Source organism: Priestia sp. USM5, assembly GCF_058323215.1.
Map to the genome: position 1 here is coordinate 95,729 of NZ_JBSGKN010000004.1, position 12,184 is coordinate 107,912.

A 12,184-nucleotide genomic window follows, 5' to 3' on the forward strand; every position below is an offset into this window, starting at 1 on the left:
CAAATAAATAAAACTTAATTTACTACAATTATTCAAGCGTTGCCCCAAATAAAGAGTTATTAGAGAACATTCCATGTTATTGTGGCTGTGGAGAGTCGGAAGTTCATAAGAGTAACTATGATTGCTTTATCCATGAGAATAAAGAAGATGGAAAGGCAGTACGGGATGACCATAGAACAAAATGCGGGGGCGGCCTCGAAATCGCAACTCAATCGACGTCTGATTTAAGGTCTAGTAAATTAATTAAACAAATTCGTCAATCAATTGATGAAAAATATAAAAATAGTTATGCAAAAACGACTCCAGCTTCTGAAGTTTAAGATCAATTTTAATAAATAGGCTTATGGCTTACAATTAAGAATATCCAGAAATTATTAAAGTTAAAATTTAAAATAGCATGTAGAGGAGTCCTACCAACAAAACGCGGAAAACATACGCTAAGCCAATTTCTGGATAAAAAAAGCCGATTTCCTTTAAGGAATATCGGCTTGATATTATAAAAGATGGTTATCCTGCACAACAAGATAATTTGGATACATCTTTATCAAACGTAAGGGCAGCCAACTTCAGTCCTTCTGCCATTGTCAAATAGGGAGCAAGGGTTTCGCGAAGATCTTCTACTGTTAAACCGAATTTAACAGCTAATGTCGCCGCATAAATCACATCTCCTGCGTTTTCTGAGACAATATGAACCCCTAATACTTTCATTGTGTTCGCGTCCGCAACTAATTTAAAAACACCTGTCGTTTCCCGATTAACGAGGGCTCTTGGTACGGCATCTAACGGCAAGACGGATGTTTTAACTTCATAGCCTTTTTCTTTTGCCTGTTGCTCCGTTAAACCAACAGTTGCAATCGCTGGAGCTGTAAAGGTAACCCCTGGAACCACTTCTAAATTCAGCTTTTTGTTCAGTCCCCCGACAGCATTTCCTGCCGCAATTCCACCTTGATAAGCTGCCACATACACAAATTGAGGACCAAGCGTGACATCTCCTGCTGCATAGATGCGTGAATTCGTTGTTTTCGAATAGTCATTGATCACGATTTCACCACGAGAGCCTACTTCAACGCCTGCTGCCTGTAAGTTCAAGGTTGCAGTATTCGGGGTTCTTCCTGTGGCAACTAGCAATTGATCTGCTTCAATGATTCGCTTCTTGCCATTAACCTCGACATGAACCTTGTTAATATCTCCATCTTGTTCGACTCTTTTAAAGGATGCTCCTGTCACTAAATTGACCCCTTGTTCTGTTAAGGCTTGCGTAATTGCTTCTGAAATTTCAGGATCGTATATCTTTAACAGACGCGAGCTTCTTTGCATCAATGTGACTTCTGAGCCCAAATGGTGGAATAGTTGTCCCAATTCCATCCCGATATAGCCGGAACCAATGACCGTAAGACGCTTTGGTACCTTCTTTAATTCAAGCAGCGTTGTGCTTGTTAAATAATCAACCTCATCCAATCCAGGAATGTTTGGCACAGCTGATGAAGCACCTGTCGCGATTAAGAATCGTTTCGCCGATAACTGCATGCCGTTCACTTCAACGGTTTTTTCATTCACGAATTTCGCTTCGCCTTTTATTAATTCAAAGCCGTAGTCATCAACTAAATCCACATATTTTGAACTTCGAAGGTCTGCCACCAGTTCATTTTTCTGCTTGATCAATGGTGCCAAATCTACATCGCCAGCTGACGTGTGCAATCCCACAAACGGATTGTTTTTTGCTAGATGATTGATTTCGCCGGCCCGCAGCAATGTCTTTGAAGGAACGCAGCCAATATTCACACATGTTCCACCAACCGTTCCACGTTCGATGATCGCCACTTTCGCTCCGTATTTCACAGCTTCAATGGCAGACGAAAAAGCAGCACCGCCAGAACCGATGATAATGTAATCATAATCGCCTCCATCGCCTAACTGCACCGTTTCTTGCGGTTGTAATTCTTCTACCTCTCCTGGCTGGTATTTGGCTTCAGCAATCGCATTTTTCGCTTTTTCAATCTCTACGTCATTTAGAAGCTCAAATACTGCTTCCCCGCGACGAAAATCCACTTCAATCTCTTTTGCACCCATGTTTTCAAGGGCAACAGCTACATGCTCTTCACAACCCGTACAAGTCATTCCTTGAACGTTTACTCGATATTTTTTCATGTTAAATCCCTCCTTTTACTCGACTCCAAGCCCGAAATCCGAAACTGCCGTCTTAATTGCCTGTAAATCCGTTTTCTTATCATCAAAGGAAACCGTTACTTTCCCCGTACTTCCACTGACTTTAATAGCTGTTTTGCCAACACCAGCTACCTGTTTCAGAACCCTTTCTACAACAGACGGCGTACAACAATCCATCCCCAAAACCGTGAATGTCCCTGTTTTAGTTGTTTCAACGGTAGTTTTCGCTTCCTTCTTAGCATCCATATTATTTTGTGCTTTTTTTTCGTTGCTACACGCACTAACCACCAGCAAAAGAGATAATACCATCATAATTCTGATTATTTGTACTCTCATATAAAGCACCTTATTTTTTATAGTCCACCTTCAACTAGAAATAAAAAAAGAAACATGCCGAAAACAAAAAACGTCGTAATCCATAAGCCAATGACAGAACTTTTTCTTTTTCCCTTTCTCCCATAAACCATATAAAAGGAGTAAGCAAGAAGGATGATGGTAGCAATGCTGAACATTAACCGATATTTCAGTGAGTAAAAGGCTAATGCTCCTGCAAACCCAGTTAGTCCAAGAGGAATAAAAATCAGTGGGACTAGGCAACATGCAGCCATAACAAAAGCCGAAAATACAGTGGCTACCTGCGACACTTTTTCTTTCATGATTTAAACCTCTCCATACTGCAACAATCATGCGTTGTTGTATCTTTCTTTGTTTCATTTTTTGTTTCTGGATTAAGTTTTCTCCATCCTTTGAAAAGGGTGAAAACAAATAACAGACCCATCACGATGAAAATAACATCTTTAAATTCCGTGAAGTATGAGCCCAGTGCCGTTCCCGCAAACAACGGAAGCAGTAAAAACAAATGGCACGGACATGTGATTAGTGAGACAAGAAACCAACCTGAACTTTTTATTGTGTTTTTCATCCTGTTTCACCTCTTATTTCTTCATCAGTGTTTCAATAATGGGACATTCGTAAATATCTTTGTTTTCGGGACATCTTTCTTTAAGATCCATCAGCATTTGTTCAATTCTTTTGAGATCTTCAATTTTACGCTGGATGTCCTCTATCTTAAGAACGGTGAAATCATATATGTCACGACACTTTGCTTCATCGCGATCAACGACTCCTAGCAACTTATCAATTTCATTTAGCGTAAAGCCTAGTTCCTGCATCCTCTTTATGAAATTTAATCGATCGACCGTTTGTTGTGAATACATTCGGTATCCTTTTTCGGTACGATTAGGCTCTGGAATTAAGCCTAAACGTTCATAATATCTAATGGTCTCTTTGTTAACGTTACAATTCTCTGCGATTTCCCCGACTCGAAAATGCAATTTACTTCACCTCACATATAATATAAACCCTGTACCATAGTACATGGTCAAGGGTATAGTTGTTTTTCATCAACTACATTCCTAAAGGGGTAACACAACATATTGACATAAAACCAAAGATAATACACTTAATGGATAGAAAAGGAAATTTACTAAATTAAAGGTAAAATCGTCTTTTTGGTCCTTGTTGGAATCTTTGATTTCTAATTTTATAAAGTTTATAGTTAGATAGAATTGATATACAAAATAAAAGGGGAATAACTACTAATGATTACTAGAGAACAGCTTGAAAATAATCAAGTTTGGCTATATGTCATTGTACTAGTGATAGCAGCCGGATTTGGATTAATAGTTCCAGATTTTTCTGGACAATTAGATGTAACAATTTCTGTTGTCATCGCTATTTTAATGTATAGTATGTTTTCACAGATTCCTTTTACATCTTTAAAAAAGTCGTTTGCTAATCGACGTTTTATCTGGGCTCTATTAACGGTTAACTATTTAGCAGTACCTATTGTGGTATGGCTTCTATCAAAGTTATTACCCGAATATCCACCGTTATTGCTTGGGATCTATTTAGTTTTACTTACTCCTTGTATTGATTATGTCATTGTTTTTACAGCTCTAGGCCGTGGAAATGAAAAGATTATTCTTATGTCTACACCAATTCTTTTCATTACACAAATGCTCCTTTTACCTCTGTATTTATGGTTGTTTATGGGAGGAGATGCTGCAGAAATAGTCAACCCAATTCCATTTCTTGAAGCATTTTTCGGTCTCATCGTTATCCCATTAGGACTTGCTATTGCTTTACAGATTTTCGCAAAAAAATCACTTGTTGGGGAGAAAATAATAGATATATCAGCATGGCTTCCCGTTCCATTCATGGCTCTTACTCTTTTTGTTGTTGTATCGTCTCAAATAGGCAAATTATCAACATATATTGACCTAATTATCAAAGTCATTCCTATATATATTGCTTTTATAATTATTATGCCTATCATTTCTAGGTTTATTGCAAAGTGGTTTAAACTTGATATTGGTTCAGGTCGTGCACTTATTTTTAGTGGAGCAACACGTAACTCTCTTGTAGTTCTTCCACTTGCTTTAGCCTTACCAGATAATTTGAGTACCTTAGTAGCAGCCATTATCGTAACACAGACAATCGTTGAACTTGCAGGTGAACTGATTTACATTCGGTTAGTACCTAATTTGCTATTACGCCAAAAAAAATAAAAAAAAGTGTAAAAGTCGACCAATACTCAAAATAAAGAAGTCGGTTTTTACACTTTTATTCTCTTACCCCTATATCACCTTTTTTGCTAATTACATATACCATTGGGTTTCACCTTTGTGAAACAGTCTGACTAGGTCAAACATTTATAATTTAGGGCATTGTTTAAAACATCAATCATAGCACCAATTTGCAGATACAGCTGGCTACGCCGACTCAGTATTTGGATTGAGTCATTTACTAGGATTTCGTTTTGCACCAAGGCTACGTGATTTAGCTGACTCTAAGCTATTTACCATCCAAACGCCGAATGAATTCCCAAAACTAGAAAATATACTCCGTGGTCGTATTAATACTAAAATTATTCAAGAGAATTTTGATGACGTATTACGTGTAGCTCATTCTATTCGAGAAGGAAAAGTGTCTGGTTCACTTATTATGGGGAAATTAGGGTCATATGCGAGACAAAATAAACTTGCAACTACTTTGCGAGAAATGGGGAGAATCGAAAAGACCATTTTTATTTTGGATTACATATCTAACGAAACACTACGCCGTCGAATTCAGCGAGGACTAAATAAAGGGGAAGCCATGAATGGGTTAGCAAGAGCCTTATTCTTTGGAAAACGAGATGAGTTACGAGAACGAGGAATACAAGACCAACTCAACGTGCAAGTGCTTTAAATATTCTAATAAATGCTATTAGCGTATGGAATACCGTTTATCTTACAGAAGCAACAAAATTATTGAAGGAAAAGGGGAATTTGAGAGAAGATTTACTTAAACATGTTTCTCCGTTAGGATGGGAACACATTAATTTTCTTGGTGAATACAACTTTGATGCAAGTAAAGTAGCAAGTCTACATTCACTACGCCCTCTTATTCAATAATACTAAAAGCCGATGCTTCCTTAGCGTAGGAAAAATCGGCTTTCTTTATGTCGAAATTTGCTTAGCGTATGTTTTCCGCGTTTTGTTGGTAGGACCCCGTAGAGAAAAAATACCTTTTCTCTACATGTTGATAGATAAAATCCACTGTTTTTATAAGTTTATTGCATTCCTTTTACCTTGTTTAGCCACTGATCATCATAAACTAAGTCCAAATAGCGTTCTCCACGGTCTGGAAAAATGGTCACGACATTAGTTTCTTTTGAAACTGGAAGTGTAGGAATTAACTTTTTAATGGCACTAACAACGGACCCTGAAGACCCTCCAGAAAAAATACCTTCTTTTTGTAGAATTTCCCTGCAAGCTATGGCTGAGTCATAATCATTTACATGTATAACTTGATCAATTTCATCTATATTGAGTAGTTCGGGAACGCGGCTAGATCCAATTCCAGGTAATTCTCTTGGTGCAGAAGGAGAATTAAAGATAATTGATCCTACAGCATCTACAGCCACTACCATCAAGTTAGGATAGGCTTCACGCAATCTCCTGCTTATCCCCATAATACTTCCTGAAGTACTAACAGGTGCAATCAAGATATCTAAAGGCTGTCCATCTAACTGCTTCACAATCTCACTGCCTGCTCCATGATAATGCGATTTCCAGTTATCCCCATTCGCATATTGATTAATCCAGTATGCATTAGGAGTATTAGCTAAAAGTTCGTTTACTCTTTTTATTCGGGTTTTTAGGTAGCCTCCATTCTCGTCAGGCTCATCTACCATGCTTACATTTGCTCCCAAGGCTTCAATTATCTTTAGATTCGTTTTAGAGATCTTAGGATCGACCACACAAGTAAAAGACAAATTATAGAATTTCGATAGTAAGGCTAATGCTATTCCCAAGTTTCCTGAAGAACTCTCTATAAGGTGGGTTTTGCTGTTTATCTTTCCTTCTTCCATCCCTCTTTTTATCAAAAATTGAGCTGGTCTATCTTTCATGCTCCCACCAAGATTCATCATTTCTAACTTGGCATATACGTTAACGTTCTTTTCTGGAAATAAGTTGTTTAGTTGAAATAAAGGTGTATTTCCAATACATTCTTGAATAGAACTTATTATGTTAGGGTTAAGTGTTTGAATTGTATTTGTCATTGTCAATTCTCTCCTTGTCCAATTAAATTATGCTTCACAAAAATAGACGCTTTCAGAATAAAGACGAATTTTACTTTCAAACCTTTCTAGAAGTTGATTCCATTCTTTTTTATTTGCAGTTTCTGAGATAAGAATGTCTAAAGGAATTGAAAGATTCAATAAGCGACCATTTATTAAAAAACGTGTAACACCAGAAGGAAACGTCTTTTTATTTAGTACTCTTCGCTTAAGAGCATCTAATGTATAGGCTGAATATTGAAGTAATATAAAGTCTTCTTCTGGATATAAACATTCCCGATGGGGGAGTCGTTTTACTGAATGCTGCTGACTGTAGGATTCAACTAGCTGGCACCAAATATCTAATTTTTCTTCTTCAGTATGAATAAAATCTGCAAAAGCATAGTGAACAGTTCCATTGGCATTAACGCTGGTCGCAATCAATGAATCACCTTCAGGCTCCTCTGAAGACCATTTTAAATTTGGAATGTTATAGAGCTGCTGCAACCAGTCTCCTAAAGGAACAATATGATCCCAGGAAAAAAGCTGGAATTGAGCTGGTTGTACAACTTGTACGGGGACACGTCTGCAACCAAGTTTCTTTAGAGCAGCAGTCCGATGAGCTCCATCTAGAATTAAATATTTTTCGTCCTCCAGGGGAGTCGCCATCAATGGATTTCGTATAATGCCTTCCTTCTCTATTAATATAGAGATCTTGTCTAAACGTAATTGTTCAGTAGGCTCATGCAGAAATAAAGAATCAGTGTTTATTAATTTTAAATCAGTTATTACGTTATTCATTTATACACTCCTTACATCCGTCTATTTAATGGACACGTTCTTGTTGATAATTCTTTTAGAATTTGTATGTTTTAGTCGCGTGACTCCTATTATGGGAAGAATGCAAATCATGCTTAAAATTATCCAAAACCACTCAGGCTTTAGTAAATCATATAAAACACCTCCTAACAGGTTACCTAATGATCCACCTATTCCCATAGCCATATTAGAAAATCCAAAATAGGCAGCTAAAGACTCTTTAGGTGCAATTTCAGCTACATAATCCTGAAAGAAGGGGAGGAGCAACATAGAGCCAAATGAAATACTAACGAGCACTATAATTAAAGGCAACAGTTGCTCTGAATACCCTAAAATGAATAAAGACAAGCCAATAAATATGTAAGGTAAAATAAATATAGTTTTCATACTATGGTTTTTAAACCAATGTAAAATAGGAACTTGAAGCAAAATGATATTGATTGTAATAAAAGAGAAAATCCAACTTGAAGAGCCAGTAACCTTCTCAGAAATGATAGGAAAGGTTAGATATAACTGTTGGTAAATAAAATGAAATGGCATTAAGCTGATAACCAACAGGATAAAAATTTTATGGCGCATAATATCAAAGGTCTCCTGAATCCAAGAAGAGTGCCTTTTTAATACTGGTGGGTTTGGAAGAAATAAAACAATGAATCCAATCAACCAGAATAGAAAACCAGAAATAAGACACATTATGAAGAAATCTTCTTGTTTGAAAAATAAACCAACTAAAGGGCCCATAACTGTCCCACCGTTTTCTACCATGTTCATCATAGAAAAAGCTTCTTTACTCCTCTCAGGTGGTGTAAACATAGTCAAGGCAGCTTTTAAAGCTGGACTAAACATAGCTCCTCCAAGGCCACTTAAGATAGCAGCGATAATGATAAGAATAGGTTGATTTGTCAAACCTAAACCTGCAAATCCTATTCCACGACAAACAAACCCAGTTACAGCTAGTTGCTTATAACCAAAGCGATCAGCTAAAAATCCTCCGAATATCATTAAACCCTGTTGGCTTATGATTCTTAGTGACAGTACAGTACCTACAAAAGCGAGTGAAAACCCTAGTTGGTTAACAAAATACGTAGAGATAAAAGGAACGAACATAAAAAAGGTAAAAAAAGCAATAAACTGAATGATGATAATCAGCCATGTTCCTATTCCTAAATTAGAAAAAGAGATTTTTTTCAACAACCCTTGTCCTCCTTTATTATTGAGATGTAACTAAGCTGTCTTCGGTACTGATACTACGGATTATTTTTGTGGTTTCTGTGCAGATTTAGTTAATGTTTCGTGACATTTGTTTCCATTGTTGTAAAAAATATTTCAGAATTTTAAAGAAAAAAAGTAATATAAACCTATTGATTTTATTTACAGATATAATTTTACCTATCTTGAATTAGTTGATTATATGGGAAAAGAGAAAATGGAGTAACAAGTCATTATGTGGGATTCGAAGCATTAGAGCCCTATATAATTACCATAAACTGATGAAGAGAGCTGACTTCTTATATTAATTATTAACAGGAGGAATTAGCTACCTAAATACATTTTTTTACAAGATGTTTAAACTGTTTGTTTTCTGAGAAATATTTTTTTGAAATTATTACAATTAATAGCTAAAAATAAACACTGTTTCCACAATCCTACTTATTATCGTAGAACAGATATAAAAAACGTAAGGGAAAACATAAGCTTTCTAAGAGGGGATAGTTAATATACGTGGTGCAAAAAAGGAGGACAATAATGCAGGATAAAATTATAAAAATCCTGTATGTAATTTTAGCTATAGGAGGAATTGTTGCATCTATAGGTTCCTTTATTACACATTCACATTTATTGGAGGCTTTAGCCCTTGCTTTATTAGGCGTTTCACTCATTCTTAATAGTTATGCTACTTACTTGAGGTTAAAAAGCAAAATATCGTTCTTTTATATAAGTATTGGGGTTATAGCGATTATATGGGCCATTTTGATCTATTACTAGAAATATAGATTTTTAAAACCGGATAATTTATCAATTTTGACTTCAAGAATCAGAGCTATCCCCTTTTATATTGTTATTGGTAGTTTATTTGGATTCCCATTCACAACTTTTTTATATTGATAGTCTCAATATATTCAAGGTTCTTGGAGAAGCTTATATTCTACTGAGACTAGTTTCTCTGTTTTATATAACTCAGGAATTTTAGATACACTTTTACTTTTAATTGATTAAAACTCTCCTTTTATGTCAAAGATTTTGATATGGGAGGGAAGTTATTATGAAATCTGTTTTAATATTAATTATTATTCTATCAATATATATGCCATATCACTTTGCACAAGGCTCAGACAACGAGGAATTGAATTCAATGACAAAGGCAGCAAAACAAAATGGATATACAATTAGAGAATGGAACGTTTACCAAAAATCTTCTATAGGGAAAGTGAAAAATGAGAAAGAGTATAATTTATTTATAAATCAAATAAAGAAAGATCTTAAAGGATACAAGTGGGAATCAACAAAAGAAATTGACCATCATTTTAAATTAGTCGGCTTAAAAACAGACTCAAAGTATCGTTTGTCACAGCGTCTAGTCATCACGGCTATAAAAGGAAAAGATGGTTATGATTTAGAACGTACTCATGAAATAACAGGTCAAGTTTGGAATGAGGAAGTTTCTGATAAAGTACTATCGGAAGCATTTGATAATTCTAATCAACCACAGACTTTTTACAATGTAAGAGCTGACATGCCAATGAATAAACCTAATCAAGATAAATTAAAGAGTAAATCTCAGAAATTAGTTTCAGATCTTTCAGCTAAAGAAGTAGAAGGATTAACAGAAGGAAACTTTGTTTCTTATTCTGCTTTATCAAAAAAATGGAATTATTCGTTAAAACTTAAAAATAACAATAAAATGAACCTTCAGGTTGCTAATCGATTCACTGAAGATGATAACAAGCTAACGGTTACAATAGGCACTCCTATTATCATTAAAGAGTATTAGGGTTACAATAATTTTATGGAAAAAAAGATTTTAAAAAAGAATATTTTTAAGAACTTCATGCTTTCTCCACATTTGTGTTATAAAGTGGATCATTGATTGATAATAATGGGAATTTAATTCAGTTTCCTATTTTATAAATTGAAATAATTATACATGAATGGAGAAAGTACTAATGAGAAAAAGAGTTATATTATCTTTATTTCTGGCTATTATAACGGTTGTATATACTACCTATAATGAAAAGAATATTATGGATAACTCAAATTCCTATGCTACTACTTTAAGTACTGATATTTACGCTTTACAAAATTTATTTCATAAAATTGGAATTTAATTCACAAGTCTGAACTAATGTAAAATCCTATTAAATTATATTCTTTTAAGTAAATTTTATAAAAGGTAACATTCAATCAATGAGAAAATAAATTATGAATAGGTATTGGGTTAGCCATTAAATCAACAAAGCATATTCACTTTTTAATGATAATACATACTTTATGCTGAAAAGAAAGTGATTAAACTTATTAGCATTAGCAGATAATGAATACTTAATTAAAAGGTTGCTGTTAAAACGGCAACTTTTCTTTGTGTCTGCACAGTTTCTTCACTTTCACTTGATAAAATAGCATTAGCACTTTTGTAAAACAAGAGGAGGTAGCATATGGAGATTCAACCATTGAGCCGAGTAGCAATTGATTTAGGACCGATTACAGTCTATTGGTATGGGATTATTATTGCCACAGGTGTGATGTTAGGGTTATGGCTAGCAACAAGAGAATCACAACGTTTGGGGTTGAAAAAGGAACTTTTTATAGATTTGATTTTATGGGCTGTTCCTATAGCTATTATTACTGCACGTTTATACTATGTAGCATTCGAATGGGATTACTACTCCAAGAACCCACAAGATATTATAAAAGTATGGCAAGGTGGAATTGCTATACATGGGGGACTATTAGGAGCGACACTTTTTACTATTATATATGCTAAGAAAGTAAACCTTTCTTTCTGGACCATAGCTGATATTGCAGCACCAAGCCTGATTATTGGTCAATCAATAGGACGATGGGGAAATTTTATGAACCAGGAAGCACATGGCGGAGAAGTGACCAGATCGTTTCTTGAAAATCTTAATTTACCTAACTTTATTATTAATCAAATGTATATAAATGGAGCCTATTATCATCCAACCTTCTTATACGAATCTATATGGAACCTAATAGGGTTTGTCATCTTAATTTTCTTAAGGAAAGTTAATGTTAAAAGAGGAGAAGTGTTTTTATCTTATCTTACATGGTACTCTGTAGGACGATTCTTTATAGAGGGTTTAAGAACTGATAGTCTCATGTTGACAGATAGTTTAAGGATAGCACAGGTAGTTTCTTTAGTACTTATTATGTTAGGTATAAGCCTAATCGTGATTCGCAGATTAAAAGGTACAGCGATTCATCCTTATTATGATGTTTCTTATAATAAAAACTCGCCTTCCTCATAAATAAATTAAGCATAATGTGGTGTCATCGAAGTAAATTTATTCGATGTCCCACATTTTTTTATTGCAATAATTCTCTGTATATAGACGAGAGTTGTAAATAACATTT

General features: G+C 35.0%; 13 protein-coding genes and 1 pseudogene. 6 read left to right on the forward strand and 8 right to left on the reverse strand.

Translation table 11 applies throughout. The features are described from left to right. Positions 1-17 precede the first annotated feature (17 nt). On the forward strand, positions 18-320 hold the full coding sequence (locus ACWATA_RS26660) for a PCYCGC motif-containing (lipo)protein (protein ID WP_473050457.1): 303 nt from the start codon (positions 18-20) through the stop codon (positions 318-320). A 187-nt stretch (positions 321-507) separates the two neighbouring features. Here ACWATA_RS26660 and merA read toward each other — a convergent pair whose 3' ends face one another. Genes merA through merR1 form a run of 5 tightly spaced genes read right to left on the reverse strand, consistent with a single transcriptional unit; the run spans position 508 to position 3,500 of the window. Next, positions 508-2,148 (reverse strand): mercury(II) reductase, encoded by a 1,641-nt coding sequence (gene merA / locus ACWATA_RS26665; RefSeq protein ID WP_473050384.1) that lies wholly within the window; start codon positions 2,146-2,148, stop codon positions 508-510. 15 nt (positions 2,149-2,163) lie between these two features. Then, entirely contained in the window at positions 2,164-2,502 is a 339-nt protein-coding gene (merP, locus tag ACWATA_RS26670; RefSeq protein ID WP_473050385.1) for a mercury resistance system substrate-binding protein MerP, read from the reverse strand. A gap of 17 nt (positions 2,503-2,519) precedes the next feature. Continuing rightward, positions 2,520-2,822, reverse strand: coding sequence for a mercuric transport protein MerT (merT, locus tag ACWATA_RS26675; RefSeq protein ID WP_473050386.1), 303 nt, complete (start codon positions 2,820-2,822; stop codon positions 2,520-2,522). Then, positions 2,819-3,088 carry a hypothetical protein gene (locus ACWATA_RS26680; RefSeq protein WP_473050387.1) on the reverse strand — a complete coding sequence of 90 codons (270 nt, stop codon included), beginning with the start codon at positions 3,086-3,088 and terminating at the stop codon, positions 2,819-2,821. Before ACWATA_RS26680 ends, merT begins: the two co-directional genes overlap by 4 nt. Before the next feature lie 13 nt (positions 3,089-3,101). After that, positions 3,102-3,500, reverse strand: coding sequence for a mercury resistance transcriptional regulator MerR1 (gene merR1, locus ACWATA_RS26685; RefSeq protein WP_473050388.1), 399 nt, complete (start codon positions 3,498-3,500; stop codon positions 3,102-3,104). Positions 3,501-3,767: 267 nt separating this feature from the next. Here merR1 and ACWATA_RS26690 point away from each other — a divergent pair, with 267 nt between their 5' ends. Then, positions 3,768-4,736: an arsenic resistance protein gene (locus tag ACWATA_RS26690; protein WP_473050389.1), complete on the forward strand. Its 969-nt coding sequence runs from the start codon at positions 3,768-3,770 to the stop codon at positions 4,734-4,736. 226 nt (positions 4,737-4,962) lie between these two features. Further along, a pseudogene (locus ACWATA_RS26695) lies at positions 4,963-5,624 on the forward strand (Tn3 family transposase). A 158-nt stretch (positions 5,625-5,782) separates the two neighbouring features. On the opposite strand, the gene sbnA reads toward ACWATA_RS26695, so the two are convergent. The 3 genes from sbnA to ACWATA_RS26710 are packed head-to-tail and all read right to left on the reverse strand — an operon-like array spanning position 5,783 to position 8,785. Then, positions 5,783-6,775 carry a 2,3-diaminopropionate biosynthesis protein SbnA gene (gene sbnA / locus ACWATA_RS26700; protein ID WP_473050391.1) on the reverse strand — a complete coding sequence of 331 codons (993 nt, stop codon included), beginning with the start codon at positions 6,773-6,775 and terminating at the stop codon, positions 5,783-5,785. Between the two features lie 27 nt (positions 6,776-6,802). After that, the gene (locus tag ACWATA_RS26705; RefSeq protein ID WP_221815824.1) at positions 6,803-7,573 is read right to left on the reverse strand and encodes a ParB N-terminal domain-containing protein; all 771 of its coding nucleotides are present in this window, start codon (positions 7,571-7,573) and stop codon (positions 6,803-6,805) included. Positions 7,574-7,594: 21 nt separating this feature from the next. Beyond that, positions 7,595-8,785 carry an MFS transporter gene (locus ACWATA_RS26710; protein WP_221815825.1) on the reverse strand — a complete coding sequence of 397 codons (1,191 nt, stop codon included), beginning with the start codon at positions 8,783-8,785 and terminating at the stop codon, positions 7,595-7,597. 552 nt (positions 8,786-9,337) lie between these two features. Between ACWATA_RS26710 and ACWATA_RS26715 the strand changes: the two genes are divergently transcribed. The 3 genes from ACWATA_RS26715 to lgt all read left to right on the forward strand — a co-directional run bounded on the left by ACWATA_RS26715 (position 9,338) and on the right by lgt (position 12,078). After that, a complete protein-coding gene (locus tag ACWATA_RS26715) occupies positions 9,338-9,577 on the forward strand; it encodes a hypothetical protein (RefSeq protein ID WP_473050392.1) in 240 nt (79 codons plus the stop codon). A 277-nt stretch (positions 9,578-9,854) separates the two neighbouring features. Then, on the forward strand, positions 9,855-10,583 hold the full coding sequence (locus tag ACWATA_RS26720; protein WP_221815827.1) for a YwmB family TATA-box binding protein: 729 nt from the start codon (positions 9,855-9,857) through the stop codon (positions 10,581-10,583). Positions 10,584-11,244: 661 nt separating this feature from the next. Further along, positions 11,245-12,078, forward strand: a complete 834-nt coding sequence (gene lgt / locus ACWATA_RS26725) for a prolipoprotein diacylglyceryl transferase (protein ID WP_094913000.1) — start codon at positions 11,245-11,247, stop codon at positions 12,076-12,078. Positions 12,079-12,184 lie beyond the last annotated feature (106 nt).

Coding starts and splice junctions, on each gene's coding strand:
- merA (WP_473050384.1), bottom strand. CDS start 2,148: ATGAAAAAATATCGAGTAAACGTTCAAGGAATGACTTGTACGGGTTGT.
- merP (WP_473050385.1), bottom strand. CDS start 2,502: ATGAGAGTACAAATAATCAGAATTATGATGGTATTATCTCTTTTGCTG.
- merT (WP_473050386.1), bottom strand. CDS start 2,822: ATGAAAGAAAAAGTGTCGCAGGTAGCCACTGTATTTTCGGCTTTTGTT.
- ACWATA_RS26680 (WP_473050387.1), bottom strand. CDS start 3,088: ATGAAAAACACAATAAAAAGTTCAGGTTGGTTTCTTGTCTCACTAATC.
- ACWATA_RS26690 (WP_473050389.1), top strand. CDS start 3,768: ATGATTACTAGAGAACAGCTTGAAAATAATCAAGTTTGGCTATATGTC.
- sbnA (WP_473050391.1), bottom strand. CDS start 6,775: ATGACAAATACAATTCAAACACTTAACCCTAACATAATAAGTTCTATT.
- ACWATA_RS26705 (WP_221815824.1), bottom strand. CDS start 7,573: ATGAATAACGTAATAACTGATTTAAAATTAATAAACACTGATTCTTTA.
- ACWATA_RS26715 (WP_473050392.1), top strand. CDS start 9,338: ATGCAGGATAAAATTATAAAAATCCTGTATGTAATTTTAGCTATAGGA.
- ACWATA_RS26720 (WP_221815827.1), top strand. CDS start 9,855: ATGAAATCTGTTTTAATATTAATTATTATTCTATCAATATATATGCCA.
- lgt (WP_094913000.1), top strand. CDS start 11,245: ATGGAGATTCAACCATTGAGCCGAGTAGCAATTGATTTAGGACCGATT.